Source organism: Luteibacter rhizovicinus DSM 16549, from assembly GCF_001887595.1.
Lineage (GTDB): Bacteria > Pseudomonadota > Gammaproteobacteria > Xanthomonadales > Rhodanobacteraceae > Luteibacter > Luteibacter rhizovicinus.
Window position 1 is genome coordinate 4,172,071 of sequence record NZ_CP017480.1, and the last position, 25,225, is coordinate 4,197,295.

The window sequence follows — 25,225 nt, forward strand, 5'->3', positions numbered from 1 at the left end:
ACGGGATTCTAGCGGGTTCGGGCGGCTGCCATCAGCCACCGGCACGAGCGATCGTATTGGCCTCGACATGTGCCAACTGCCCGTTGGTGCACTTCAGGTAGCCGGACGAGGCGAGCCAGCGCTTGTCCGGATAGTACGAGAACACCATCTGGCCGCCCTTCAGCGCATCGATCAGCTGGTGCGCAATCGCCGTGCGCACGGCCGGGCAACCCCAGCTGCGACCGATACGACCGGCGACCTTCGCCATCGCTTCGTTCACGTAAGCGGCGCCGTGGATCACGATGGCGCGAGCGAGCGCCTGGTCGTTCACACCGGGCTCGAGCCCGGTCAGCCTCAGCGAATACCCGTTCTTGCCCATGTAGGTATCCGACGTGCGGAACAGGCCGATGCTGGATGCGAGGCTTTCCGGCGCGTTGGAGAATCGCGTGGCGTTCGCGTCGCCGCTGTTCTTGCCGTGCGCGACCAGCTCCTGGAACAACAGCTTTCGCTTCACCGTATCGAACACCCACAGGCGCGGCTCCGACGACGGCTTCGAATAATCGATCACCGCCAGACGGTCCGACGGCGTACCGCCCTGTGTCTGCGCACACTCGGAGGCCTGGACGGCGAGTCCAATGACCTTGGGGTCGGCGGAGGGAGCCAGCCTGGCCAGTGCATCACCGAGCGTGTCGGCAGCGTGGGCCTGGGCGGGGAAGAAAAGAGCGGCGCTGAGCAGCGGCGCGGACGCCAGAAGCGTACGGAGCGATCGAATCATGCGGTAAGCCGGGTGGTGTTGCGACGGGGCATCCTAACGCGCTGATCATTTATTGACCACAACACCGTCACATCTCTGCCCTTGATATAGGTGAAAGCGTGCAGCACCGCCAACGAATCTGGAATCGATTGATAATGACTATGGAAAAACGCGTGTGCGGTGGGCTTTTCTTATTGATGGCTGCCCTCCTGCCCCTCACCGCAGCGGCCCAGGCGCCGCCCACGGCCGCCTCCGCCGCGTCACCACCGCCCATCGTCGCCCAGGTTCCGGCGACCGCGGCCACGGTGGCGGCGCCCTCCCCGCCGCCGGCCGACGATCTCGTGGCCACGGCCATCTACGGCCGGGTCCTGCAGATGACGCCGCTGCAAGGCGGTCCTCTGAGCCGGCCCGATGCCGCGCTGGGCAAGGCGGTCAGCGACTTCTATGCCCAGCGTCACTTCACGGCGGCGTGGGCGAACCCGGCCAACGTGCAGCAACTGCTGGCCGGGCTGGCGTCCGTGGATGCCGACGGGCTGCTCCCTGCCGACTACGACCTTCCTGCCCTCAAGGCCACCACCGAGGCCCCGGACTGGGCAACGGCCTCGCCGCAACAGCGCGCCGACTTCGACGTGTCGGCGACGGGCGCTTACATCACCGCTCTCGTCCAGCTCGCCCGCGGCAAGGTCGATCCCGTGCGTCTCGACCCGACATGGAACTTCGACCCCACCGCGCTCGATCCGCAGCAAGGCATGTCCATGCTGCAGACGTCGATCGACGAGGGGAGCGTCGACCAGGCATTCGCCATGGCCCGACCGCAGAACCCGCTCTACGCCCAGTTGCGCGACGCGCTCGCGCAACTGCGGGCGAGCGCCGCGCAAGGCGGCTGGCCCACCGTTCCCGACGGCCCGTCGCTGAAACCAGGCATGAAGGATCCACGCGTGGGCGCCCTGAGGGCACGGCTGGTCGCCGGCGGCTATCTCGACCCGACCCTCGCTCACGGCGATCACTACGACTCGCCGCTGACCGACGCCGTGAGGCGATTCCAGGCCGACCAGTATCTCGATGCCGACGGAAGCGTGGGTGCCGACACACTCACCGCGCTCAACGTGCCGATCGAAACGCGCATCGGCCAGGTTCGCGTGAACCTGGAGCGGGCGCGCTGGTTACTGCATGCCCTGGAGGGGACCTTCGTGGTCGTCGATGTCGCCGGTTACAAGATCAGCTTCTATCGCGACGGCAAACCGGTGTGGAAGTCGCGGGTGCAGGTGGGCAAGCCTTATCGCAGCACGCCGATCTTCCGCTCGCAGATCACCTACATCACCTTCAATCCGACCTGGACGGTCCCGCCGACGATCCTCAAGAACGACATCCTGCCCAAGGTCCGCGCCAACAGCGCCTACCTCGCCAATAACCGCATCCGCGTACTCGACAGCAACGGCAACACGATTTCCCCATCGGGCGTGAACTGGTCCAACCCGCGTGGCATCACCTTGCGCCAGGACGCCGGACCGGGTAATTCGCTGGGCCAGGTCGTGATCCGCTTTCCCAACTCGTTCTCGGTCTACCTGCACGACACGCCCCACCAGGATCTCTTCTCCAAGGCCAAGCGCGACACCAGCTCGGGATGCATTCGCGTGGAGCATCCGCTGGAGCTGGTGCAGTTGCTCTTCAACGACGACGAGAAATGGAACCGCCAGGCCATCGACGAACGCATCGCCACGAAGAAGACGCAGAACGTGACGCTGCCCACCTCGGTGCCGGTGCTCCTGGCGTACTGGACCGTGGATATCGGCGACGACGGGAAGCTGGCCTACAAGCCCGATGTCTACCAGCGTGACGGCGCCTTGCTTGCCGCCCTGGACAAGCCACAGCCGCTGCATACGCCCTGAGCGAGGCCGATTGCCGCAGGTCGACAGGTCGTGGGGGCCGTATACTGCGCGGATGAACGTGCCCCTCGAAGCGAACGAAGCCACCCTCCACGACCAGGTGCGGGACGAGGGCTTCGCCTTCGTGCACGGCGGCGACATGCGCCGGCTGGTCGAGCACCTCGCACCCCTGTCCGACTGGGAGGCCTTCGCCTCCAGCTGGAACGCGCTGGAGCCGGACACCTACCTGGCTGCGACGGGACGTTTTCGGCGTCGCCGCCATGCGGTTTTTGCCGCGTCGCGGTTCGGCCATGTGGAGGCCCGGCCGCACCAGGCGCACTTCCAGACGCTGTCGTACAACACACTGCAAGGCGACATCGAGCGCTGGTTCGCACCGGTCCTGCCCGAAATCGCGCAGAGCACGACCCTGCTGGCGATTCTCGACTTCTGCCGGGACTTCTTCGGTGGCCTTTCGCCGGATGTTGCCCAGTGGCATGTCGAAGTCCACCAGTTCCGTATCGAAGCTACGGCCGGCGCTGCCGGCGAACCGACGCCCGAAGGCAGTCACCGTGATGGCGTCGACTACGTACTGGTGCTCCTGATCGATCGCGAAAACATCGCCAGCGGCACGACGACCATCCACGCGCCGGACGGGCGTTCCCTGGGCGAGTTCACCCTCGCTCACGCGTTCGACGCTGCCCTCATCCACGATCCCCGCGTATTCCACGGCGTCACGCCGGTCACGCCGCTGGATGAGAACAAGGCCTCCCACCGGGATGTGCTGGTCGTGACCTTCCGCGCGACCTGATCGTCGCGCCGGCTGCACCGGCGTTTCACGGCACCTGAGGCGTACTGCGCGCACCGCAGCCACGGAGCCTCCCCGTGACCACACGCACCACCGCCCTGTTCCTCGTCGCCTCCATCGCGGCCACGACCGCGTTCGCCCAGGACGCCGCACCCAAGGTCGACAACACCAAGATCAACCAGCGCGACCAGCATGGTGGGCAGACGACGCCCTTCGACCAGCCCAACGATGCGGAAGACATCAAGGTCGCCGCCGCCGTGCGCAAGGCCATCGTCGGCGACAGCTCGCTTTCAATGAGCGCGCACAACATCAAGTTCATCGCTTCGGACGGTACCGTGATCCTGCGTGGTCCGGTGAAAGACGACGCCGAAAAAGCACGCGTGGAATCGATCGTCAAAGGCGTGCCCGGCGTAGCGACCGTCCAGAACCAGCTCGATACCAAACACTGACCCGCGAGGCCCGTCATGAAAGCATCCGTCTACTGCACCACCCGTACGGTCGAGCAGGCCGAACACATCGTCCTCGAACTCAAGCAGGCCGGCTTCACCAGCGACGATATCTCGGCGCTGCTCCCGGACCGTCGCGGCACGCGTGACTTCGCCCACGAACATCACACGAAGGCTCCCGAAGGCGCGACCACCGGCGGCGTGCTCGGCCTCGGCGTGGGTGCGGGCCTGGGCTGGCTCGCCGGTATCGGCGCACTGGCCATTCCCGGCGTCGGCCCGTTCATCGCGGCAGGCCCGATCATGGCCGCCCTCGGTGGCGCCGCGGTCGGCACGGCAACGGGCGGCATCATCGGTGCGCTCGTCGGCATGGGCATCCCCGAGTTCGAAGCCAAGCGTTACGACGCGAAGGTCCGTGAAGGCAGCATCCTGATCTCGGTACATACCGAAAGCAGCCACCAGCGCGATGTCGCCAAGGATGTCTTCAAGCGCAACAACGCCGACGACATCTCCAGCGGCTCGGAAGCCAGCGTCCCGTCCTGATCGTGCCACCTGTGGGAGCCGATTGATCCTGTGGGAGTCGATTCATCCTGTGGGAGCCGATTCATCGGCGATTGGGTGCTAGCGACACCCTTGCCCGCTGCCGCGGGATCGCCGATGAATCGGCTCCCACAAGACCCTCCGACGTAGCTACAGCGTTGCGCCGAACAAGGCCTTTGCCTTCGCCAAGGCCTCCGCATGCGTCTGTGCCTGTGACACCGTCACGTCCGCACAGATCGGCACGGTCGCCTTTGCGGCACCCGTACACGTACTCAGAAAATCGTAATGCCCCACGCCAGGCAGCCGAGTGATCGTCGCGCCGGCAATGGCCTTTACCGCGATATCGGCATTCGTCACCGGCTCCGCGACCTTGTCGTTGTCGCCGACAACGATCGCCGTGGGCACATGGATCCGCACGAAGCTGTCCGGTGCGATGGCCTGTACGAGCGCAGGCGCCAGGGTAAAGACGGCCTTCACCGCCGGGATCGAATGATCGTCGGCCGCGTGCGCGATCTGCGCCTTGATTGCCGGATCGTCGTAGGCCTTGTGAAACAACGCGGGCCCGCTGATGTCGGGCGCTTCCTTTTGCGGCTTGCACACACCATCGTCGGGATGGCTGTCGCAGAACGCTTTCAGATGCGGAATGTCGGCGCGTGCACCCGCCAACAGAAAGGCCGTGAATCCACCGGCCGAGAACCCAGCCACGCCCAGCCGCGTGGGATCGATGTGGGCCGCGATGACCCCGTCCTTCCTAACGGCGGCGAACGCTGCCTTGAGGTCTTCAGCTCGCTCCCACCACATCGCCGCACCGGCCGCCGTCATCGGCCCCATGCCGTTGTTGCCCGGATGATTCACGCTGACGACGACATAACCCGCACGCGCCAGTTCCGTGCCGAACCAGCTCATCATGCGCGCCGTGCCACCGAAGCCATGCGATAGCAGCACCACCGGATGACGTCCCGGCGCGAAGGCCGCGTCCTGTGCGGCGTGACCGGCGATAAACAGCGGATGGCCCGGCGAGCCCATGTCCAGCGGTTCTTCCTTCGCCCCCTCGACGGCCGGGTACCAGACCGTGATGGCGAGCGAGTTGGAGTGCGAGGCGTCGCGCATGGCAGCGGTCGGTGTCGTCGTGCTGCGGTGCATCTCGCCCACGGTGGTCGCCGAGGCGACACCGAGGGCCGAGGTGAGTGCCAGCGCCAGGCAGGCGCGGGTAAGGATCGACATGGTGTTTCCCCTCTCTTGGTGACGGATGGGATGCTCAGGGCGCCAGTGGTACCCAGATCTCGACGCCACCCATGCCAGTCCGGGGGTCGAAGTCGGCATCGTAGCGTTCGAAATCCGGCGCGTCGGCTGCCACAAGTCCCGAAGCGGGCAACCAGGTCTCGAGGAAGGCGCGCCAGGTCAGCGGGATCGAGCCGATGTGCCCGGTGTGCCGGACCACGGCGTAAGGGCGGCGGGCGAGGCGCAGGCGTGTGTAGTCCGAGGGCGGCGTCGAGAAGTTCGGCACCTCATGGCCGCAGAGGTAGTCGAAGTTGCCTTCGTCGTCGTAGTTGAAGCAGACGCCGTAGGCATAGCTCTCTTTGGGCCCGACCGGGCGGTCCTGTTCGTAACGCTGCCACTGCGCGGGAATGCCGGCGCTGTTCGATGCGAGGTAGCGGGCGCCCAGGCCGGCGATCAGGAGCGGACCCGCCTCTTCCACTCTCGGCACCTGCGCCTCGGGCATCGGTTCCTGCATCACCCGCATGGCGTCGACCACCGGCAAGCCCTCCAGCGACCCCCGCTTGCGGACCTCTTCCGGCGTGACGCCGAACTGCTCGCGAAAGGCTCGCGTGAAGGCCTCATGCGAACCGTACCCGGCCGAGAGGGCCACGCCGAGAATGTCACCGGCGCCTGCGGCCAGATCGCGACCGGCTTCGGAAAGGCGTCGCGCACGCAGGTAACGCACCACCGGCCAGCCGGTCGCCGCCTGGAAAACGCGCGTCAGGTGGAAGGGCGAGACGCCGGCCGCGGCGGCCACATCGCCCAACGCCAGGCCGGCGCCGAAGTGGCTTTCGATGTACCAGAGGGCTTTTTGCGCGGCAGCCATGAGGCGGTCCCTGTCGAAGTAGGCGCAATCCTAACGCCGTGTCGGATACCGCACTTGATTGCGATTGCGGGGCTTTGTGACACGAATCATTGCGGCCAGCGTGCGACAATGGCCTCACTTTCGACCGAAGCAGTGCCATGAATTCGTCCGGTAAATATGACTTCAAGCAGTTCCAGGACGAACTCGCCGCGCTCGACCGACAGAATGCCGCGAGCAAGCCGCCGGCGCCGCCTGCACCCGTCGCCAAGCCCGTCGAGGTCGTCCCGGCCAAGCCCGTCGAGAAGCCACGCCGCGGCCGCCCGCCCAAGGTCGATCCGCTGGCCGAAGCCCGCGCGGCGTTCAATGCCTTGCGCGTGAGCTACGGCCTCAGCGTCGCCGATGTCGTGGCCTGGTTCCCGCCTGAAGAGGGCATCGCCTACCTGCAGTCCCTGATCGCCAGCGCCGAGCCCAAGCCGCGCAAGCGCCGGGCCAAGCCCACACCGGACGCCGAGTAAGAAGTCGCCGCTCCATGACCGTCCACTCGCGCACCCCGACCGTCCGCTCCATCCTGTTCACCCTCAACGGGTCGATCATCCCGGTGATCTGGCGGCGCGTGCTGTACACGATCCTGTTGTCGGTCGTCGTGGTCTGGGCGGATTTTCATCTGTACACCCTGAAGGTCGGCCTGAACGCCGCGCCGCTCACCCTGATGGGTCTGACGCTGGCGATCTTCCTTGGCTTCCGCAACACGGTGGCCTACCAGCGCTGGTGGGAAGCCCGCACGCTGTGGGGCGAGCTGATCATCGCGTCGCGGAACATCGCCCGGCAGACCCTGTCCTACCTTCCCGATGCCAGCCCCGATTCCCGGCGCGAGCTCGTGCAGTCGCTGATCGCCTACACGTATGCCATGCGGCACTATCTGCGGGCCAAGGATCCCTCGGCTGACCTTGCGCCCTGGCTGCCGCCCCAGACGCTGGCCGCCGTCATGGCCGCACCCAACCGGCCGAGCGCCCTGCTCGCGCACATCGGCGTGGCCTACGCCGCGGCCGCACGCGCCGAAGGTGCCAGCCCCATCCTGCTGGCCGCCATCGACAAGGAGCTGGGGACCTTGTCCCACGTGCTCGGTGGCTGCGAGAGGATCCAGGGCACGCCCCTGCCCTACGCCTACCTGCTGCTGTTGCACCGGACGGTGCACATCTACTGCTTCCTGCTGCCGTTCTGCCTGGTCGCCCTGGTCGGCTGGTTTACGCCGCTACTCGTCGGCGTGCTCGCCTACACCTTCTTCGGCCTCGATGCCCTGGGCGACCAGATCGAAGACCCCTTCGACATCCTGCCGAACGACCTGCCGCTGGATGCCTACTGCACCACGGTGAAAACCGACCTGCTAGCCCTGCTGGACACCGCTCCTGTAGGAGCCGATTCAGCGGCGATGGCTCCGCGATAACCCGGCCCGCTGCCGCGGGATCGCCGATGAATCGGCTCCTACCAAGCGACCGCTAAAACACCTTCAGCAGCATCCAGAACAACCCGGCCGCCAGTGCGATCGACACCGGCAGCGTCAGCACCCACGCCATCAGCATGCTGCGCACCGTGCTCCATTGCAGCCCGGAGCCATTCGCCACCATTGCACCCGCCACGCCCGACGACAGCACGTGCGTGGTACTCACGGGCAGGCCGAATCGGTCCGCCGCGCCGATGGTGATCATGGCCACGACTTCCGCCGAAGCGCCCTGGGCGTAGGTCAGATGCTGCTTGCCGATACGCTCACCGACGGTACGTACGATACGACGCCAGCCAACCATGGTGCCCAGACCCAAGGCGATCGCCACGGCGACCTTCACCCAGGTCGGGATGAACTTCGTCGATTTGTCGAGCAAGCCGTGATAGTTGTCGAGCACGGCCTGGTCTTCCGGTGCGAACTGCGGCTGCTTGCTCTTGGCCATCAGGCGCAGGGCTTCGGAACTCAGGTACATGCTGTTGCGGACGTTGTTGATCTCGCCCTGCGGCACGTCGGCGAGCGACGCGCGCTGGGCCACCTGGTCGCCGATGCGATCGGTCAGCGCGACCAGGGCGGAGAACGTCGCCGGCGTGGCCTGCTTGGTCTGGATGTAGTGCTCGATCTCATCGCGCGGCGAGGCCACGGCCGGGGCGCCGGTCGCGTATTTCGTCAGCGTTTCGCTGGCGTGATGAGCGACGGAAACGAAGGTCTGCGTTTCGCCCGGCGTCACGGCCTTGTTCAGCGCATACGCGCTCGGCACCGTACCGATCAGGATCAGCATGATCAGGCCCATGCCCTTCTGCCCATCGTTCGAACCGTGCGCAAACGACACACCGGTGCAGGTGAGGATGAGCAGGCTGCGGATCCAGAAAGGCGGCGGTTGGTCGCCATGCGGCTCCGCGTAGAGTTCCGGTGCCTTGACGAAGCGCTTCAAGACCATCAACAAGGCGAACGCGAGGCCAAAGCCGATCAGCGGTGAGAACAGCAACGACTTGCCGACGCTGAGGGCCTGGCTCCAGTCCACCGCCGCATTGGCGTTGCCGGCGTTCAACATCTGGTTCATCAAGCCCACGCCGATGATCGAGCCGATCAGCGTGTGCGAACTCGATGAAGGAAGACCGAGGTACCAGGTGCCGAGGTTCCAGATGATCGCCGCCAGTAGCAGAGCGAACACCATGGCGAAGCCAACGGACGAACCCACGTTGAGCACCAGGGCGATGGGCAGCAATTGCAGCACCGCGTACGCCACTGCGCCGCTGGAAATCATCACGCCAACGAAGTTCCAGCCGCCTGACCACACGACGGCGAAGGTGGCCGGCAGCGAGCGCGTGTAGATCACCGTCGCCACCGCGTTGGCGGTGTCGTGGAATCCGTTGACGAACTCGAACCCCAGGGCGATCAGCAACGCGATGCCGAGCAGGAAATATTCGAAGGTCGGACTGGTGGGCGCGACGTGGAGGTCGTGACTCAGCTGCGAACCGACGTAGATCGCCGCGACGAGCATGACGGCAGCGAACACCCCCAGGCTCAGGTAGCGGGTAAGCGGTGAGCCGGCGGTCGGCTCGCTCAAAACCGTACTGTTCATGGTGCGCCTCCGGTTAAGACAGACCAGAGGTAACAAGGGGGTGTGACCGTCTTATGTCAGTGGGTGAAAATCAACCTGAATGGAGATCATGTCCTGGTCACCCTGGTGGAAGGTGCAAAGCCGCCCGGTCTCGACGCTGAGCATGTGAACGGTCATCCGAGACGGCTGAACCTTCGTCGTTGCCGGTGCCCGACATGGCGTTCGCGGCCACTAGGACTCCGGACATGGCGATGTTTCCACCGGCATGTATCGCGCTGGCCCAGACGCATCGGGCACCAGCTCTACGACCGAGGCCGAACAGAAGCCACCACCGTGCTCTCGCACTTCATAGTCATGGCCCGCTTTTGGCGAAAAAACGACGCTGGTGAGGCTGCAACGCTCCCCAGAATCCCTGTAGACAACGGTGAAGCCTTTCGGGACGGGAGCTATGTCTCCACGATCCCGGAACGTGACCGTCAGGTTTACGCCTGCCGCAACGTAATATTCAGTCGCATCTCCGGACTCCCTTAACGGGTATGGCATCTGCAGATCGTGACGCTTGTTTCCGTAATACGCGAACCCCTCTAGTCTCATATCGTCACGATCGCATGTCTTATGGCTATACAAGACTGGCTGATTGCCAACGATACGTACGCGAGCGCGCGCACCTGTCGTCGGCTCCTTATATGAGCGCAACTGGGCGCATCCACCCAAGGCGAACAGGACGATCGTGGCGAGCAGAAGTAAGCAACACGCGGCGATTTTATTCATGGCCTGATAGCACCCGCGAACCCATGATCCACTCAACGGCACCGTATGGCGCAAGGTGATCGAGATTCGCCATCATCTTTCGGGCCCCTGCGTCATCTTTCTTGACGTATTTCAGGTAGGCGCCGCGAAAGAAGTAGAATTCCGCAAGCGCATCTTGTCGATCGGCGTTGTTGGGGATCGCCGCGATCCGCTGCGCTACTTCTTCGCTGTTGTCGCTGCCGTTCCACATACTCAAGAGCGAGCTGCGATAGCCGACATCATACGAAGCAAGCGCTGTCGCGTACGACTCGAGCTGGGAGCTGGTCGCCACGGGATCATTCGATCTCGCCTGCACATAACGGTAGTAGAGCGCCTTGTAGGCCTGAAAAGATCGACCTTCCGTCAGGTCTTGCGAGTCTTCTAATGCACGGACCGCATCCTGCCACTGCTCTAGCTGCATATAGGCGAGTGCTGCATCGAAGAATCCCTCTCTATTCAGGGTTCTCATGACAGCGACGTTAAGTCGATTCCTGCCGACCTCATCGTCCTTCGCTTGTGCGAGCAACGGCTTGAGTATCGCCAAGGCGCCGTTCGGGTCATTGCGATTGAGAAGAATGCTGGCTTTGGTGAACGCAAACGGCTTCGGTAACGGCGAGGGAAGCAAGGAAGTTGCGCGATCAATCGCGTCAAGCGCCTCTTTTTGCCTGCCCAGTGAGTCTAGCGCCGCCGCCTGCGTCTTGACGGCCCTCGCCTTTTCGATCGGTGACGTAGCTCCCGATTCCTGTTTACGTGCGGCGCGCAGCGTTTCTTCCCACGAGTCATGGAGATAGTTCGGGGTACTCGCTAATGACGAACCGGCCTGTACCAACGGGCCGGCTTTTTGAATTTTCGATGCGCAGCCACCCAGGAATACGAGCGTGGAGGCGACGGCAATAAGAACGCGATTTGTTGGCATGCAACTCACTTGGTATCCATTCCTTGAAATTTTTCTATGTCACGAAATCAGCTGGGCCAATGATGCCGCCGACCGAAGGAGCACGTGCCTATCCGTGCTTGCGCCACGCAAAAAGTGCGGCATCGTCATCGACGATCCCTGGACGAACAACACACGCTTGTCGGATCGCCGTATCGGCCGTGGCCAGAGATTCTTTAGACCCTGGATAACGACCCCGGCAGGCATGACCACGCATCTCGTGGTATGAAGTGCCGATGCCACATCCCCCCGCGCCCAGCATCCAAGCCGCCCTCGCCGCTCTGGCGGGTCGCGAATGTCGCAGTGCCGCGCGTGCGCTGGCCGATGTGAAGGACCGCCACCGCGGGATCCACGAGGCGCGCAAATCCTTACGACGACTGAAAAGCCTACTTACGCTTGGGGCGGAACCCTTCGCCGCACAGCTGCCTGCCCTTACCGAACGCATCGGTAAGCTCGCCGCGGGCCTCTCCCCCTTGCGCGACGCTCATGTGGCGCTACATACCGCCCAAGTGCTCGCCGGTCCCGGCCCGTCGCCCGAATGGCAGGCAGCCATCCACGCGCTGGCGAACCGCCGGGACGGCCGCCTCGCTGCCGCGCTGACGAAGGACCCACGCTTCCTCAAACGCCGCCATCAGATTCGCGACCTCGGCGACGCCATCGAAGTCCTGCCCTGGAAGGCTGTCACCCGGCGCGCGATCGAACAGGCCATCGCGACCTCCGAGCGACGGGTGGCGAGGGCCGAGAAACGGGTACGCAAGGACGGCTCGGTGGCCAACCTGCACCGGTGGCGCCGACGCGCCCGGCGCCTGCGCATGCAGCTGGAATTCTGGCGCAAGGTGTTGAAGGCAACAGGCAAGTCGGCGCACAAGCGCAGCGCCCACGACAAGGCAGCCGTGCATGGCATGTCGCGGATCTCCGACGCGCTGGGTGCGAAACAGGACCTGAGGGCCCTGCGCGCCACCTTGCGCTCGCTCAAGGCGCCGCTCACGCTGGACCCGCTGCTCGAACGCATCGCCCACGAGCTCAAGGCGCACCGAAAGATCCGCTGACGCGGTCGCGATGCTCTAAGCTCGCTGGATGACCAATCTCTCCCCGGCCGCATCGACGGCCCTGATCGACGTACGCAAGGCCGCCCAGGCCATGAAACAGGCCGCCACGGACACCGCGACGGTGGCCGACGAACTGCGCCGCTACCAGAAGTTCGCCAAGCCCGGCCAACCTTCACCGCATCTGGTGCAGGTTCGCCAGAGCCAGGCGCGCGTGCGCCAGGCCAGCAACCAGGCAAAACAGGCTTTCCTCACCGCCTCGATGCGATTCGTCCGCGAGGCCGCGCTCAAGGTTCCGACGAAACTGTCGCTCGAGGCCTATGTCACGGCATGGCTGGCGGCGAACCCGGAGGCCTGAGGCCTCCGCGCGCGGTCTCGTGGCGTAGCGTCAAGGCTTGTTGCCGCTGAGCGCCTGGAGAATCTCCGGATGAAACTTCCGGATGTCTAGGTCACCGGCCAGTTTTTCCGCGTGCGCGGCGAGGAACTTGCATCCATCCAGCGTGGTGGTACCCGCGTTTTCGCCGACGGCCATATCCGTCAACGCCTGACGAACGCCAGGCTCCGACGAGGCGATCGTCGGCTGCAACCTGGCCATCACGGCCGCTTCCGAGATGCCGTGTGCCTGCAGGACCGACAAGGCCTTGGCATACGGCGCGGCGTGCTCATTGACGAACGTCGTCACGAAAACGCTCACGTCGACCGCCTGCTTGTCACAAACCTGCTTATAACCAAGACGGTTGAACGTGTAGAACGAAACAAACGATTTCGCCGCCTCGAACTGCGGATCGGCAGGCGCCTGGGTTGCCTGCGGCGAAGCGTTCGCAGCGGCGACGGAACTGGCAAAGGCCGCGATGAAGACCGCGGCGATCACGTTGAAACGGGACGGCATGAATCGTTGCTCCTTTCCGGATCGAATCCCGGTATGCCGCCACGGTGACATATTCGTCCCACTACGCCTACCCGAGGGCCGCAAACGGTGGCTTTCGTTGTCATTGGGGACAGTGGGACGAGACAAGACAATTTTCAGGCGCTGACGCGACGCATCAAAGCGTTCCCGCGGGCTTACCCCGCCATGCGAGCAAATGGCGCCATGACGCCGTTGCAGCGCCGCATCATCTGTTAAATCGGCCTTCACGTCGGGCGTCACATTTCGCCAAATGGCAAATAGACAACGTTGTCATCGAGGACTAAATCAACGCCACCAACCCAAGGCAGGAGGCGTTCGATGTTCACGAAGACGACAAAGGTTCGGTCCCATGCGCTGCTCGGCGGCTGCTCCGGCACGCTCGGTGTAGCGATCGCGCTGGCTCTTTCCGCCGCTGTACCGGTGCAGACGGCTCACGCCGCCGGCGCGTGTGCCGCCGCATGGAATGCCGGCTCGGTCTACACGGGCGGCAGCACGGCCAGCGAAAACGGGGTGAATTACCTCGCCAACTGGTGGACCCAGGGCGACGACCCCGCGACGCATAGCGGCGCGAGTGGCTCGGGCCAGCCGTGGACATCGCAGGGTTCCTGTACGGGCGGCACCACGCCACCCCCGGTCGACCCGCCGCCGCCGACCAATCCGCCGCCGGCCGCTGGCGACCTGCTGTTCAGTCCCTACAAGGACATCACGATCAACCTCGACTGGAACACCAACATCATGTCGACGCTGGTCACCGGTACGCGTATTCCGGTCGTCGGCAGTGGCAGCCTCGTCTCGACCCAGGTGCCCAACCTCGGCGCGATCACCCTCGCCTTCGCGACCGGTGAATGCGGCAGCGAGAACTGGGGCGGCCTGCCCGCCGCGTCCTTCGCCAGTGCGAACATCAGCCGTCTGAACAGTGCCGGCATCAACTACGTCGTTTCTACCGGCGGCCAGGCCGGCAGCTTCACCTGCGGCAGCAATGCGGGCATGGCGAAGTTCATTTCGACGTACATGAGCCCACACATGGTCGGCGTCGACTTCGATATCGAAGCGGGCCAGACACCGGCGCAGATCAACTCGCTGATCGCGGGCGCGGTCGCTGCGCAGAGCCAGTATCCGAACCTGCGCTTCTCGTTCACCCTGGCGACGCTCGCTGCGTCGGACGGCAGCTTCGGTGGCGTCAACACCACCGGTGACATGGTGGTCCGCGCCGTGAAGGCCTCCTCGTTGGTCAACTACACGATCAACCTGATGGCCATGGATTATGGCTCCGGAGCGAGCGCGGGTATCTGTGTGGTCAGTAACGGCAGCTGCGACATGGGCCAGTCCGCGATCCAGTCCGTGACCAATCTCCAGCACACCTACGGCATCCCACTGAGCAAGATCGAGATCACGCCGATGATCGGGGTGAACGACGCGTCGAGCGAGATCGTCAGCCTGGCCAACGTCGACAAGATCGCGGCCTACGCGTCGACCAACAAGCTCGCCGGCGTGCATTTCTGGTCGCTCGATCGCGACACGCCGTGTGCGGGCGGCTCGGCTTCGCCGACCTGCAATTCCGTGCCCAGCACCACGCCGCTGCAATACACCAAGCGTTTCCTGAGCGATCTCGGTCGCTGATAGCGATCCGGCCAACCCTCATGGCCAGCGCGTGTGCCCCGGATCCCGTCACGGGACCCGGGGCACATCGTTTGAGGCGCCAGCCGTCCACGTCCGAAGTGTTCGGACAGCGCCGCTACTTCTGTATCCCCACCCCGGACACACGTTTGGGGGCGTAGTGGCCACGTGCCGCCCGCCTTCCCTTCTGTCCGAGGTTCGTTCATGTCACGCATCGTTCTGTTCGAAAGCTATGGCGCTCCCGACGTCCTCCAGTTCCGTGAGGTCGAGGTCGGCGCGCCCGGGCCGCGCGAGGTCCGCATCCAGGTGCGCGCGATCGGCCTGAATCGCGCCGAATCCATGTGGCGCAAAGGCAACTATGTGGAAGAGGTTCGCCTGCCCGCGCGCCTGGGCTACGAAGTCGCCGGCATCGTCGACGCGGTCGGCACCGAGGTCACTCATGTCAGACCCGGTGACGCCGTCACCACGATCCCCTCGTTCTCTCAGAACGATTACGGTCTCTATGGCGAAGTCGTCCTTGCACCCGCGCATGCCGTGGTGGCGATTCCCGCCGGCCTTTCCTTCGAAGAAGCCACGGCCATCTGGAACCCGTACATCACGCCATACGGTGCGTTCGCCGAGCGCCATCCGTTGACCGCGAGCGATGTCGTACTCGTTTCGTCCGCATCGAGCAGCGTCGGCCTCGGCGCGATCGAGATGATCAACATGCTGGGCGCCACACCCATCGCCCTCACCCGCACGAGCGCAAAGCGCGATGCGCTGCTTGCGGCCGGCGCGAAGCACGTGATCGCGACCGAGGAACAGGACCTCGTCGCCGAGGTGAAGCGCCTCACCGACGGCAAGGGCGCGACGTTCGCTTTCGAAGCCGTGGGTGGCTCGCAGTTCCCGACCTTGCTCGCTGCGCTTGCGCATGGCGCGACCGTCTTCGTTTACGGCGCATTGAGTGACGACGTGACCCCGCTGCCCTTGCTCGACATCATTCCGAACGAGCCGGTGATCCGCGGCTACAACCTGTTCGGCACGACGACCGACCCCGAGCGCCAGGCACGCGCCGTGGCCTTCATCAGTGAGGGTCTGGCCAGCGGCAAGCTCAAGCCGCGCATTGCGCAGACCTTCGCCTTCGACGACATCGTCGAGGCGCACCGCACGCTGGAAAAGAACGAGCACATCGGCCGCATCGTCGTCACCGTGTGACCCCGGCTCGCCTGCGCCCTCTGTGAGAGCCGATTCATCGGCGATGCTCTCCCCCCTCCCGGACCGGGCCATCCCCGTCCGGGCAGGCTTCACCCCTAGGCGACTGTTGCAATCTCGATCATAATACGAGCGATTCTCATTTCCATTCGCCTTTGATCGAGGCTTCCCATGCCCAGGACCACCATGCACACCGCCCTCCCGGCTCGTCGCCGTCTGACCCTTTCCATCCGCGCCGCCGTGCTGGGAACCCTCCTGATCGCCGGTGCGGCCCATGCCGCCGACGAGACCGACGACACCCAGCGCAAGCCCCAGGACAACGCGACCACGTTGTCCGGCGTGCAGGTCCGGGCCGATGTCGTAGCGCCTACGGCCGCCTATGCCGGTGGCCAGGTCGCCCAGGGCGGCCGCTTTGGCGTCCTTGGCAACCAGGACATGATGAACGTGCCGTTCGCCATGACCAGCTACACCGACAAGCTCATCCGCGACCAGCAGGCCCACACCCTGGGTGACGTCGTCGCCAACGATCCGGCCGTGCGCACGGGCTTCGGTTACGGCAACTACTCGCAGACCTTCGTGATCCGCGGGTTCCAGCTGTATAGCGACGACATCGGTTTCGACGGCCTCTATGGCCTGCTTCCCCGCCAGCTGCTCGCTCCCGAGCTGGTCAGCCGCGTTGAAGTCTTCAAGGGCGCAAGCGCCTTCCTCAACGGTGTCTCCCCCGGCGGATCCGGCATCGGTGGCAGCATCAACATCGCGCCCAAGCGCGCGACGGTCGACCCGATCACCCGCGTCGGCGTGGATTACGGCAGCGACGGCCAGATCGGTGCAACCGCGGATATCGGGCGCCGCTTCGGCACGAACAACGAGTTCGGCGTGCGGGTCAACGCGGTGTCACGCAACGGCGGTACCGCGATCGACGGCGAGAACCATCGCGTCAACGCCCTCGCCATCGGCTTCGACTACACGGGCGATCGCCTGCGGGTCACGACCGATCTCGGCTATCAGAAGCAGACCATCAATGGCGGTCGCTCGACCGTCTTCGTCGGCAGCGTCGTCCCGAAGGCGCCTTCGGCAAAGACCAACTACGCCCAGTCGTGGTCCGGCTCGCAGCTGGAAGACACCTTCGGCGTCGTCCGCGCGGAATACGACATCACGGACTGGTTGACGGGTTACGTCGCCGCCGGCGCGCACCATGGCAATGAGTTCGGCGACTACGTCAGCCCCACGGTCAGCGATGCGGCGGGTAACGCGACCGAGTCGCGCTTTACCGTGCCTTACGTGGCGAACACCGCCACCGGCGAAGCCGGTTTCAATGCGAAGTTCAACACGGGCGACGTCACGCACCGCGTCACGGTCGGCTTCTCCGCACTCAACACCCGGAAGAAGGTTGCCTATGAGTACTCGGGCACCTTCGCCACGAACATCTACGATCCTATTGACGTGTCGCGCCCCGAGTACATCGGCGATTCCGGCGCGCCCGACATCACCGGACGCACCATCACACGAAGCCTGTCCGTGTCCGACACGCTGGGTTTCATGGACGACAAGCTGCAGGTGACGGCAGGCGTTCGTCGCCAGAAGATGCACGTCATTGGCTACGACTACACCAACCAGGGCGGCGCAAAGAACGCCGAGTACGAGCAGTACACCAACAGCCCGATCTTCGGCGTGAACTACCGCATCAACGAGCAGTTCTCGGTGTACGCGAACCACATCGAAGCGCTCACCCAGGGCGATACCGCACCGATCAAGTTCGGCAACACGGTGCTGACCAATGCCGGCAAGGTGTTTTCGCCGTTCAAGTCGAAGCAGAACGAAGTGGGCGTGAAGTGGGACGCGGGCGCCTTCGGCAGCACCTTCGGCCTGTACCAGATCAAGCAGCCCAGTGGTTATGTCGATACGACCACGAACACCTACGTCATCGCCGGCGAGCAGCGTAACCGTGGTGCCGAGTGGAGCTTCTTCGGGGAACCGACCCAGGGCGTGCGCGTACTCGGCGGTGCCAACTACATCCAGCCGGAGCTGACCAAGACCGACGGTGGCACCAACAACGGCAACGACGCCATCGGCGTGCCGCGCTTCCAGGCCAACCTCGGCGCGGAATGGGACATCCCGAACACGCCGGACATCACGCTCAGCGCCCGCGCCGTTCGTACGGGCAAGCAGTACGTCAACGTGACCAACACGCTGGACATCCCGGCCTGGACGACGTTCGATGTCGGTGCCCGCGCCTCCAGCACGCTGGACGGCGTCCCGGTGACCTTCCGCCTCACCGTGCAGAACATCACCAACAAGGGCTACTGGGCCTCGGCCACGGGTGGCTACCTGACCCAGGGCACGCCGCGGACGTTCCTGGTCTCGGCCTCGTTCGATTTCTGATCGAACGCGTTCGATCGGAGTCACTGTTGTGTGGGAGCCGCTTCAGCGGCGATGGGTGTGGTGGCAAGCACCCTATCGCCGCTGAAGCGGCTCCCACATTTGCTTGACGGTTACCGCGCGGCGTGGATTTCCGCGATGTAACCACCAGGGAACTGCAGCATCGCCGCATGGCGGTCACCTTCGTCGTGTGCCGGCACCAGGACCTGTGCGCCGGATTGCGTGGCACGTGCCAGGGCGGCGGCGAGATCATCCACCTCGTAACCCGTCACCTCGCGACCGTAGGGCCAGACGAGGTGTCCATCGGTGACCAGCACGCTCACCTTGCCGTAACCGGACTCGATCCGGATGCGACGATAGGTACCCGACGTACCACCCAGCTCCGTCAACGAGGCCTTCGCGTCGTCGGACACGACCTTGCCGTGGGCGAAGCGCGTGAAGGCCTGGACGAACTTCGCCGCACTGGCCGCCGGCAGGTAGATACGATTCTCCGGGACATGACGCAGCGGTTCGTAGCTCGGCGTCTTCGTGTGCCAGTAGAGCTGCATATTCACCCCGCCCGGCCAGCTGATCACCGCGTCGCGGCCGATCGGGTCGTCGAAGGCCGTGACCACGGTGGCCGCACCCGCTTGTTCGGCCGCCTTGATCGCGGCATCGAGGTCCGTCACCAGATAGCCCGTACGCTCGAGGCCAAAGGGATACGGCACCGGGGTACGGAAGCCGAAGACGGACACCGCGCCCGATGGGCTCTGCACCACCTGCGTCGAGGTGCTCGACGGCGTCGGCGTCACCGTGGCGATGCCCTGCTTCGTCGACTGTCCTTCGAACGTGGCGGCGAAACTGCGCACGAAGGCATCGACATCCTGAGGTGCCAGGTAGACGTGCGTGGTGTCGTACTGCGGCCCCGCGGAGAAATCCGGCGTGGTAGCGGCAAGCACAGAGGCGGGTGCGGCGGCGACGAGTGCGATGCCGAGAAACAAGGAACGGAGACGCATGGACGTTTTCCTGCAGGGTAAAAGGGATGAAACCCTGCGCGATCAACGCAGGAAGCCGCGCTCCATGGCCAGCGCGATGGCATGCGCACGATTGCTTGCACGGAGTTTGCCCATCGCGTTCGAGAGGTACTCTTTGACGGTCTCGGCGGACAAGCCGAGGCGTGCGGCGATCTGCTTGTTTTCCAGGCCCAGTGCCACGCCACGCAATACGTCGAGTTCGCGTTCGGAGAGGGCCTGGTCGCCGTAGTGTTCGGTGAGGTCCTGCGCGACCTCCGCCGCGATGCGATGCTGTCCGGCATGCACGGCCTGGATGGTCCCGACGAGATCGTCCACCAACGAGGTCTTCAACAAATACCCATTCGCGCCTGCTGCCAGCGCCCGACGCGCGTTGCCGTCGCCACCGTAGGTCGTCAGCACGATGACGCGAGCCGTCGGCGTATGTGCGCGGATGAGGGCGATGACACGCGTGCCTTCCATGTCGGGCAGCTGCAGATCGACAAGAGCCACATCGGGCAGCAGCCGGCGCCAGGCTTCGATGCCTTCATGGCCCGTACCCGCCTGGCCGACCACGTCGAACCCGGGGCTGTCGTCGAGAATCGCTGCGACGCCCGCGCGGAACAGCGGGTGATCGTCGACGATGAGGACGCGGATGGGCTCGGAAGTCATGAGCCGAGCTTACCCGTCGGAACCGCGCTCTGTGTGGGAGCTGTGCTCTGCGTGAGAGCCGTGCTCTGTGTGGGAGCCGCTTCAGCGGCGATGGGTGCTGCGGCAGGCTGGCCCGCTGCCGCGGGATCGCCGATGAATCGGCTCCCACATGGAGCATCGCCGATGAATCGGCTCCTACACTGTGTGCGGAAGGCGTGGGGGGTGACGTTCGTGGCGATCTTGAAGGCGCGGGTGAAATGGGCCTGGTCGTTGAAGCCGCAGCTGATCGCGATCTCGGCGATCGGTCCGTCGGTCGCCCGCAACAAGGTCCGCGCGTGGTCGAGCCGATGGCGGTGGCGCCAGCGGTGCGGACTGACGCCGAAGGTGGCGTTGAAGGCGCGGGTGAAATAGCCACGCGAAAGCCGGCACGCGGCCGCGAGCTCCCTGATCGACAAGGCCGCATCGAGGTTGGCCAGCGCCATCTCGTGGACCACGCGGATTTGCCAGGCAGCAAGCCCACTGGGGACCACATCGGCAGACACGGGCACCGCGTTGGTGTGAATCTGCAGGGCCAGCACGATGTAGCGCGCGCACGCGTCGCGATCCGGTGTATCGGTCGCGTCGATCTGCTGCAGTGCCTTGCGCAGCAGGCCCCGAACGCGCTCGGCGGTGGGATGCGCGACCCGGCGCGTGAGGACCGGCGCCGGTATCTGGGCGAAGTTCATGGCGGGGCTCGCAACGGGAGACGACCCGGATGCTAGACAGCGCCATGAAGGCGGTGACCCCCTGTTTGGGGGGTCTCAGTGCGTCGCCGGCACGCGATGCAGCAAACGCGAGACCAGCGCGATCGCGGCGAGGCCGCCACCAAGGACGCAAACGCCTGTCCAGCCGGCATGTCGCCACACTTCGGCAGCCGCGAACGAGCCGGTCGCGCCACCGAGGAACATCGTGGTCATGAACAGGGTATTGAGCCGACTCTTGAACTCGGGGTGCAGACCGTAGACCACATGCTGGTGGGAAACGAGTGCGATCTGCACGCCGAAGTCGAGCAGGATGACGCCGACGATCAACCCGACCAGCGTCGGCCACAGCGCAAAGACCACCCAGGCCAGTACCGTTGCCAGCGCGCCGGCCGCGATCACCCGCCACGGCCCTCGGCGATCGGCGACGCGCCCGGCCAGCGGTGCCATCGCCACGCCGACGGCACCGACTACGCCGAAGAGACCTGCCGAGGCGGCACCGAGATTCAGCGGCGGCTGCTCCAGACGCAGGGCCAGCACGGTCCAGAAGGCGGAGAAGGACGCGAAGATCACCGCCTGGGTCAGCGCGGCCCGGCGCAGCAAGGGCTCGCGACGCCACAGGGCAACCAGCGACGACATCAGTTCCCCGTAGCTCACCCGGCGCGTCGGATGGTGCTCGGGGAGGCGCACGCGCATGAGCACGGCCCCCATCAACGCGATGGGTACGCCCAGCCAGAACATCGCGCGCCACCCGGCGGCACTGGCGACGAAGCCTGCCACCGTACGGCTGAGCAGGATGCCGGTGAGCAGGCCGCTCATGACCGTGCCGACAGCGGCGCCGCGTTTGGACGGTTCGGCGAGGATGGCCGCGAACGGCACGATCTGCTGTGCGGCGGTGGCCATCGCGCCGACCAGCACCGAGGCGATCGCCAGCGTGGCCAGGCCGGGCGCGAGTGCGGCCGCCGCCATGGCGACGGCCAGCACGACGAATTGCACGACGATGAGCCTCCGCCGTTCCAGCGCGTCGCCCAGGGGAACGAGAAACAGCAGGCCGGCGGCATAGCCCAGCTGGGTAAGCGTCGGGATCCAGCGTTCCACGGCGCCATCGTGCAAATCGCGCGACATGATCCCGAGCATCGGCTGGTTGTAGTAGATGTTTGCGACGGCCAGGCCGGTCGCGAGGGCCATGGCGTAGAGCGTGCCGCGAGTCAGGACTCGCAGCGGGGTGGGATTATCCATTGTGTCGCGGCTCCGGGGTTTTGCGGACTGTGCCGCACGGAGCGACCTGGGGCTTGAAGGATACGCACGTCTGGCTTTCTCGGCGACGTGGATCGCCGATGAATCGGCTCCTACAGGAGCGGCGCGGCGTCGTTCGTGGTGGGCCGGGCTATTTGTCGGCGACGGTCCAGACGAGGGGGAGGTGCAGGTCGTCACAGCCCTTCTTGCAGACGAAGGTGCCGTGCTCGCCGGCCAGGTTCAGACGCCGGCCGCCGCTCAGGGTCAGGTCCAGCGTGCCGTCCCAACCGCTGGGCGCATGCGAGAGGTCTTTCTTGTCCAGCGTAAAAGGCTGCGAATACGCCTTGGGCCCCCAGTGCCAGCTCACTGTCCCCCGCTGGCCTTCCAGGACGATGTCGGCGCCATCGGCGGACTTGCCCGAGAGATGGAAGTCGTCGCCCATGCAGCCGGCGAGGAAAATGACGATGGAGCATACGAGCGGCAGGAGACGAAGCTTCACGGGCATTCCTTGTGCAAGGTCGCAGGATCATCGGCCTGCCGCCTGCAAAGTTAAGTGAGTCTGCCGAATCGGCGCGACGATCGGTCGCGCCCGCCGTGGCCGATTTGAACAATCCAGCGGCTCCGCAACTTGTGACACTAGAGGCCGGCTCCCACGCACGGACTCCCGAGTGAACGTATCCGACACGGCGCTTCTCCTTGCCCGGTGGCAGTTCGCCTTCACCGTGTCCTTTCACATCATCTTCCCGGCGATCAGCATCGGGCTGGCCAGCTTCCTCGCCGTGCTGGAGGGCCTGTGGCTGAAGACCGGCAAGGTCGTCTACAAGGAACTGTTCTTCTTCTGGTCGAAGATCTTCGCCGTGGGCTTCGGCATGGGTGTCGTATCGGGCGTGGTGATGAGCTACGAGTTCGGCACGAACTGGTCGGGTTTCTCCGCATTCGCCGGCTCGGTCACCGGCCCCCTGCTCGCCTTCGAGGTGATGACGGCGTTCTTCCTCGAAGCCGGCTTCCTCGGCATCATGCTGTTCGGCTGGACGCGTGTGGGTCCGAAGGCGCATTTCTTCGCCACGCTGATGGTGGCCACCGGAACGCTCATCTCGACGTTCTGGATCCTTTCCTCGAACAGCTGGATGCAGACCCCGCAGGGCTATGAAGTGATCGGCGGACGGATCGTCCCGGTCGACTGGCTGAAGATCGTCTTCAACCCTTCGTTCCCTTACCGGCTCGTGCACATGGCACTGGCAGCCTTCATCGTCGCCGCCATGCTCGTCGGCGCCTGTGCGGCCTGGCACCTGCTGCGTGGCCGGCGCGATGCGGGCATCCGCAAGTCGTTCTCCATGGCGCTGTGGATGATGCTCGTCGTCGTGCCGATCCAGATCGCCGCAGGCGACGCGCATGGCCTCAACACACGCGAACATCAACCGGCGAAAATCGCCGCCATCGAAGGCCTCTGGGAGACCGAACACGGCGGCACCTCGCTCAACCTCGTCGGCTGGCCCGACATGGAGAACGAGACCACGCATTACGCGATCAAGGTTCCGCACCTGGGCAGCCTGATCCTCACGCACACCTGGGACGGCGAGATCCAGGGACTGAAATCCTTCCCTCGCGAAGACCGGCCCAATTCGACGATCGTCTTCTGGAGCTTCCGGATCATGGTCGGCATGGGCCTGCTGATGCTCTTGCTTGCCGTGCTCGGCCTGCTGTTGAGGCGCAACGCGCGACTCTACGAGGCGCGATGGTTCCAGCGCTTCGCCCTGCTCATGGGTCCGAGTGGCCTGATCGCCCTGCTAGCCGGCTGGATTACCACCGAAGCCGGTCGCCAGCCGTGGGTCGTTTACGGCGTGATGCGCACCCGCGACGCGGTGTCGACGGCGTTGACCGTGGACCAGGTCGGCACCTCGCTGATGATCTTCGTCATGGTGTATTTCCTGGTTTTCGGCACCGGCATCTACTACATGCTCAAGCTGATGGCCAAGGGTCCCAACCTGCCACGCGACGAAGCCGAAGGTTCCTCCTCCGGTGACACAGGCCTGGGTCGCGATCGCTTCGACCATCGTCCGCTTTCGCGCCCCACCGATCCCATCGACGAGTAACCACGCCATGCATATCGACTTGCCCGTCATCTGGGCGGCCATCATCGGCTTCGGCGTCTTCCTCTACGTCATGCTCGACGGATTCGATCTCGGTATCGGCCTGATCTTTCCGTTCTTCGATCGCGAAGGCGAACGCGAGGTCATGCTCAACACCGTGGCCCCGGTCTGGGACGGCAACGAAACCTGGATGGTCCTGGGCGGCGCCTGCCTGTACGCCGTGTTCCCCGTGGCCTATTCCGTCCTGCTGCCTGCCACCTACCTGCCCATCATCGCCATGCTTTGCGGACTCATTTTCCGTGGTGTGGCGTTCGAGATCCGGGCCAAGGCGCGGCGTACGCAACACCTCTGGGATCTCGCCTTCATCGCCGGCTCGGGCGTGGCGACGTTCGCCCAGGGTGTGATCCTCGGCAGCCTGCTGCAGGGTATCGACGTGCGTGACGGCAAGTTCGTCGGCGGCCCCTTCGACTGGTTCTCGCCGTTCAACCTGTTCACCGGCATCGGCCTGCTGCTGACCTACGCCACGCTGGGGTGCGGCTGGCTGTTGATGAAGACCGAGGGCGAACTGCAACGGCGCATGGCCGTGCTGATGCGTCCCCTCACGCTGTGCCTTGCCGTGACGGTGGGGATCGTCAGCGTCTGGACCCTGCTCGGTCAGCCCGGCGTGGCCGCGCGCTGGCTGAGCATGCCGAACCTGCTGTTCTTCCTGCCGGTGCCTGTACTGGTCCTCGCCTGCGTGGTCGGCATCCTTGTCGCCGTGAAGCGCGGCGCGGAGCGACTGCCCTTCCTGCTCACCCTGGCCATCGTTTTCCTTGGCTACAGCGGCCTGCTGATCAGCATCTTTCCCAACATCATTCCGCCCTCGCTCGATATCTGGGCTGCCTCCGCGCCGCGCTCGAGTCAGGTGTTCACCCTGGTCGGCGCGGCTATCGTCATTCCCATCATCCTGACCTACACCGTGCTCGCGTACTGGGTTTTCCGCGGGAAAGTGCGGCAGGGCGACGAAGGCTACCACTGATGGCGAAGCGATCACGCCTGCGTCAGGCGGCCTGGTTCGTGACGCTTTATCTCGGAGGCGTCGCCGCGGTAGCCTGTGTTGCCGGGCTCTTCCGGCTGCTGGTACCGCACTAGGTATCGCCAGGG

General features: G+C 65.0%; 24 protein-coding genes. 13 read left to right on the plus strand and 11 right to left on the minus strand.

The genetic code is table 11. From position 1 onward, the window contains the following. Positions 1 to 31: 31 nt before the first annotated feature. A complete protein-coding gene (locus tag BJI69_RS19055) occupies positions 32 to 754 on the minus strand; it encodes a murein L,D-transpeptidase catalytic domain family protein (RefSeq protein WP_046968020.1) in 723 nt (240 codons plus the stop codon). A 176-nt stretch (positions 755 to 930) separates the two neighbouring features. On the opposite strand from BJI69_RS19055, the gene BJI69_RS19060 reads away from it, so the two are divergent. The 4 genes from BJI69_RS19060 (at position 931) to BJI69_RS19075 (ending at position 4,389) form a co-directional block, all read left to right on the plus strand. Continuing rightward, the gene (locus tag BJI69_RS19060; RefSeq protein WP_244465277.1) at positions 931 to 2,622 is read left to right on the plus strand and encodes a L,D-transpeptidase family protein; all 1,692 of its coding nucleotides are present in this window, start codon (positions 931 to 933) and stop codon (positions 2,620 to 2,622) included. A gap of 52 nt (positions 2,623 to 2,674) precedes the next feature. Further along, positions 2,675 to 3,406 (plus strand): 2OG-Fe dioxygenase family protein, encoded by a 732-nt coding sequence (locus BJI69_RS19065; protein WP_046968022.1) that lies wholly within the window; start codon positions 2,675 to 2,677, stop codon positions 3,404 to 3,406. A gap of 74 nt (positions 3,407 to 3,480) precedes the next feature. Next, positions 3,481 to 3,852, plus strand: a complete 372-nt coding sequence (locus BJI69_RS19070; protein WP_052767224.1) for a BON domain-containing protein — start codon at positions 3,481 to 3,483, stop codon at positions 3,850 to 3,852. 15 nt (positions 3,853 to 3,867) lie between these two features. After that, positions 3,868 to 4,389, plus strand: coding sequence for a hypothetical protein (locus BJI69_RS19075; RefSeq protein ID WP_046968023.1), 522 nt, complete (start codon positions 3,868 to 3,870; stop codon positions 4,387 to 4,389). Positions 4,390 to 4,536: 147 nt separating this feature from the next. Here the strand turns inward: BJI69_RS19075 and BJI69_RS19080 are convergent, their stop codons facing one another. Together BJI69_RS19080 and BJI69_RS19085 are read right to left on the minus strand one after the other, a co-directional pair. Further along, complete coding sequence (locus tag BJI69_RS19080; RefSeq protein ID WP_046968024.1) at positions 4,537 to 5,610, minus strand: alpha/beta hydrolase family protein; 1,074 nt, start codon at positions 5,608 to 5,610, stop codon at positions 4,537 to 4,539. Positions 5,611 to 5,644: 34 nt separating this feature from the next. Then, positions 5,645 to 6,472, minus strand: a complete 828-nt coding sequence (locus BJI69_RS19085; RefSeq protein WP_046968025.1) for an AraC family transcriptional regulator — start codon at positions 6,470 to 6,472, stop codon at positions 5,645 to 5,647. A 137-nt stretch (positions 6,473 to 6,609) separates the two neighbouring features. Here BJI69_RS19085 and BJI69_RS19090 point away from each other — a divergent pair, with 137 nt between their 5' ends. Both BJI69_RS19090 and BJI69_RS19095 read left to right on the plus strand, forming a co-directional pair. Next, positions 6,610 to 6,966, plus strand: a complete 357-nt coding sequence (locus BJI69_RS19090; protein WP_046968026.1) for a hypothetical protein — start codon at positions 6,610 to 6,612, stop codon at positions 6,964 to 6,966. Between the two features lie 14 nt (positions 6,967 to 6,980). After that, positions 6,981 to 7,895, plus strand: coding sequence for a bestrophin family protein (locus tag BJI69_RS19095; protein ID WP_046968027.1), 915 nt, complete (start codon positions 6,981 to 6,983; stop codon positions 7,893 to 7,895). A gap of 52 nt (positions 7,896 to 7,947) precedes the next feature. On the opposite strand, the gene BJI69_RS19100 is transcribed toward BJI69_RS19095, so the two are convergent. Both BJI69_RS19100 and BJI69_RS19105 read right to left on the minus strand, forming a co-directional pair. Beyond that, positions 7,948 to 9,534, minus strand: coding sequence for an inorganic phosphate transporter (locus BJI69_RS19100; protein WP_046968028.1), 1,587 nt, complete (start codon positions 9,532 to 9,534; stop codon positions 7,948 to 7,950). A gap of 742 nt (positions 9,535 to 10,276) precedes the next feature. Next, a complete protein-coding gene (locus tag BJI69_RS19105) occupies positions 10,277 to 11,218 on the minus strand; it encodes a tetratricopeptide repeat protein (protein ID WP_046968029.1) in 942 nt (313 codons plus the stop codon). A 254-nt stretch (positions 11,219 to 11,472) separates the two neighbouring features. Here BJI69_RS19105 and BJI69_RS19110 point away from each other — a divergent pair, with 254 nt between their 5' ends. Together BJI69_RS19110 and BJI69_RS19115 are read left to right on the plus strand one after the other, a co-directional pair. Then, a complete protein-coding gene (locus BJI69_RS19110) occupies positions 11,473 to 12,285 on the plus strand; it encodes a CHAD domain-containing protein (RefSeq protein ID WP_052767225.1) in 813 nt (270 codons plus the stop codon). Between the two features lie 28 nt (positions 12,286 to 12,313). After that, the gene (locus BJI69_RS19115) at positions 12,314 to 12,640 is read left to right on the plus strand and encodes a hypothetical protein (protein WP_052767226.1); all 327 of its coding nucleotides are present in this window, start codon (positions 12,314 to 12,316) and stop codon (positions 12,638 to 12,640) included. Between the two features lie 30 nt (positions 12,641 to 12,670). Here the strand turns inward: BJI69_RS19115 and BJI69_RS19120 are convergent, their stop codons facing one another. Next, positions 12,671 to 13,417: a hypothetical protein gene (locus BJI69_RS19120; protein WP_125903119.1), complete on the minus strand. Its 747-nt coding sequence runs from the start codon at positions 13,415 to 13,417 to the stop codon at positions 12,671 to 12,673. A gap of 90 nt (positions 13,418 to 13,507) precedes the next feature. Here BJI69_RS19120 and BJI69_RS19125 point away from each other — a divergent pair, with 90 nt between their 5' ends. From BJI69_RS19125 to BJI69_RS19135, 3 genes are all read left to right on the plus strand, one after another. After that, complete coding sequence (locus BJI69_RS19125) at positions 13,508 to 14,809, plus strand: carbohydrate-binding protein (RefSeq protein WP_046968031.1); 1,302 nt, start codon at positions 13,508 to 13,510, stop codon at positions 14,807 to 14,809. A gap of 201 nt (positions 14,810 to 15,010) precedes the next feature. Then, positions 15,011 to 16,000 carry a zinc-dependent alcohol dehydrogenase family protein gene (locus BJI69_RS19130; protein WP_046968032.1) on the plus strand — a complete coding sequence of 330 codons (990 nt, stop codon included), beginning with the start codon at positions 15,011 to 15,013 and terminating at the stop codon, positions 15,998 to 16,000. A 168-nt stretch (positions 16,001 to 16,168) separates the two neighbouring features. After that, on the plus strand, positions 16,169 to 18,379 hold the full coding sequence (locus BJI69_RS19135) for a TonB-dependent receptor (RefSeq protein ID WP_125903120.1): 2,211 nt from the start codon (positions 16,169 to 16,171) through the stop codon (positions 18,377 to 18,379). A gap of 110 nt (positions 18,380 to 18,489) precedes the next feature. On the opposite strand, the gene BJI69_RS19140 is transcribed toward BJI69_RS19135, so the two are convergent. From BJI69_RS19140 to BJI69_RS19160, 5 genes are all read right to left on the minus strand, one after another. Further along, a complete protein-coding gene (locus tag BJI69_RS19140) occupies positions 18,490 to 19,371 on the minus strand; it encodes a VOC family protein (protein WP_046967583.1) in 882 nt (293 codons plus the stop codon). Between the two features lie 42 nt (positions 19,372 to 19,413). Further along, entirely contained in the window at positions 19,414 to 20,037 is a 624-nt protein-coding gene (locus BJI69_RS19145) for a response regulator transcription factor (protein WP_046967582.1), read from the minus strand. Further along, positions 20,034 to 20,741 (minus strand): helix-turn-helix domain-containing protein, encoded by a 708-nt coding sequence (locus BJI69_RS19150; RefSeq protein ID WP_052767163.1) that lies wholly within the window; start codon positions 20,739 to 20,741, stop codon positions 20,034 to 20,036. Before BJI69_RS19150 ends, BJI69_RS19145 begins: the two co-directional genes overlap by 4 nt. 75 nt (positions 20,742 to 20,816) lie before the next feature. Then, on the minus strand, positions 20,817 to 21,995 hold the full coding sequence (locus BJI69_RS19155; protein WP_046967581.1) for an MFS transporter: 1,179 nt from the start codon (positions 21,993 to 21,995) through the stop codon (positions 20,817 to 20,819). 148 nt (positions 21,996 to 22,143) lie between these two features. Continuing rightward, entirely contained in the window at positions 22,144 to 22,491 is a 348-nt protein-coding gene (locus BJI69_RS19160; protein WP_046967580.1) for a hypothetical protein, read from the minus strand. Positions 22,492 to 22,660: 169 nt separating this feature from the next. Between BJI69_RS19160 and BJI69_RS19165 the strand changes: the two genes are divergently transcribed. Together BJI69_RS19165 and cydB are read left to right on the plus strand one after the other, a co-directional pair. Then, positions 22,661 to 24,085, plus strand: coding sequence for a cytochrome ubiquinol oxidase subunit I (locus BJI69_RS19165; protein ID WP_046967579.1), 1,425 nt, complete (start codon positions 22,661 to 22,663; stop codon positions 24,083 to 24,085). Between the two features lie 7 nt (positions 24,086 to 24,092). Continuing rightward, positions 24,093 to 25,100, plus strand: a complete 1,008-nt coding sequence (gene cydB, locus BJI69_RS19170; protein ID WP_046967578.1) for a cytochrome d ubiquinol oxidase subunit II — start codon at positions 24,093 to 24,095, stop codon at positions 25,098 to 25,100. The last annotated feature ends 125 nt before the right edge of the window (positions 25,101 to 25,225 follow it).

What these genes read in the sequence shown, in the direction of transcription:
- BJI69_RS19055 (WP_046968020.1), bottom strand. Translation starts at nt 754, where the DNA reads ATGATTCGATCGCTCCGTACGCTTCTGGCGTCCGCGCCGCTGCTCAGC.
- BJI69_RS19060 (WP_244465277.1), top strand. Translation starts at nt 931, where the DNA reads ATGGCTGCCCTCCTGCCCCTCACCGCAGCGGCCCAGGCGCCGCCCACG.
- BJI69_RS19065 (WP_046968022.1), top strand. Translation starts at nt 2,675, where the DNA reads ATGAACGTGCCCCTCGAAGCGAACGAAGCCACCCTCCACGACCAGGTG.
- BJI69_RS19075 (WP_046968023.1), top strand. Translation starts at nt 3,868, where the DNA reads ATGAAAGCATCCGTCTACTGCACCACCCGTACGGTCGAGCAGGCCGAA.
- BJI69_RS19080 (WP_046968024.1), bottom strand. Translation starts at nt 5,610, where the DNA reads ATGTCGATCCTTACCCGCGCCTGCCTGGCGCTGGCACTCACCTCGGCC.
- BJI69_RS19085 (WP_046968025.1), bottom strand. Translation starts at nt 6,472, where the DNA reads ATGGCTGCCGCGCAAAAAGCCCTCTGGTACATCGAAAGCCACTTCGGC.
- BJI69_RS19090 (WP_046968026.1), top strand. Translation starts at nt 6,610, where the DNA reads ATGAATTCGTCCGGTAAATATGACTTCAAGCAGTTCCAGGACGAACTC.
- BJI69_RS19095 (WP_046968027.1), top strand. Translation starts at nt 6,981, where the DNA reads ATGACCGTCCACTCGCGCACCCCGACCGTCCGCTCCATCCTGTTCACC.
- BJI69_RS19100 (WP_046968028.1), bottom strand. Translation starts at nt 9,534, where the DNA reads ATGAACAGTACGGTTTTGAGCGAGCCGACCGCCGGCTCACCGCTTACC.
- BJI69_RS19105 (WP_046968029.1), bottom strand. Translation starts at nt 11,218, where the DNA reads ATGCCAACAAATCGCGTTCTTATTGCCGTCGCCTCCACGCTCGTATTC.
- BJI69_RS19110 (WP_052767225.1), top strand. Translation starts at nt 11,473, where the DNA reads ATGCCACATCCCCCCGCGCCCAGCATCCAAGCCGCCCTCGCCGCTCTG.
- BJI69_RS19115 (WP_052767226.1), top strand. Translation starts at nt 12,314, where the DNA reads ATGACCAATCTCTCCCCGGCCGCATCGACGGCCCTGATCGACGTACGC.
- BJI69_RS19125 (WP_046968031.1), top strand. Translation starts at nt 13,508, where the DNA reads ATGTTCACGAAGACGACAAAGGTTCGGTCCCATGCGCTGCTCGGCGGC.
- BJI69_RS19130 (WP_046968032.1), top strand. Translation starts at nt 15,011, where the DNA reads ATGTCACGCATCGTTCTGTTCGAAAGCTATGGCGCTCCCGACGTCCTC.
- BJI69_RS19135 (WP_125903120.1), top strand. Translation starts at nt 16,169, where the DNA reads ATGCCCAGGACCACCATGCACACCGCCCTCCCGGCTCGTCGCCGTCTG.
- BJI69_RS19140 (WP_046967583.1), bottom strand. Translation starts at nt 19,371, where the DNA reads ATGCGTCTCCGTTCCTTGTTTCTCGGCATCGCACTCGTCGCCGCCGCA.
- BJI69_RS19145 (WP_046967582.1), bottom strand. Translation starts at nt 20,037, where the DNA reads ATGACTTCCGAGCCCATCCGCGTCCTCATCGTCGACGATCACCCGCTG.
- BJI69_RS19150 (WP_052767163.1), bottom strand. Translation starts at nt 20,741, where the DNA reads ATGAACTTCGCCCAGATACCGGCGCCGGTCCTCACGCGCCGGGTCGCG.
- BJI69_RS19155 (WP_046967581.1), bottom strand. Translation starts at nt 21,995, where the DNA reads ATGGATAATCCCACCCCGCTGCGAGTCCTGACTCGCGGCACGCTCTAC.
- cydB (WP_046967578.1), top strand. Translation starts at nt 24,093, where the DNA reads ATGCATATCGACTTGCCCGTCATCTGGGCGGCCATCATCGGCTTCGGC.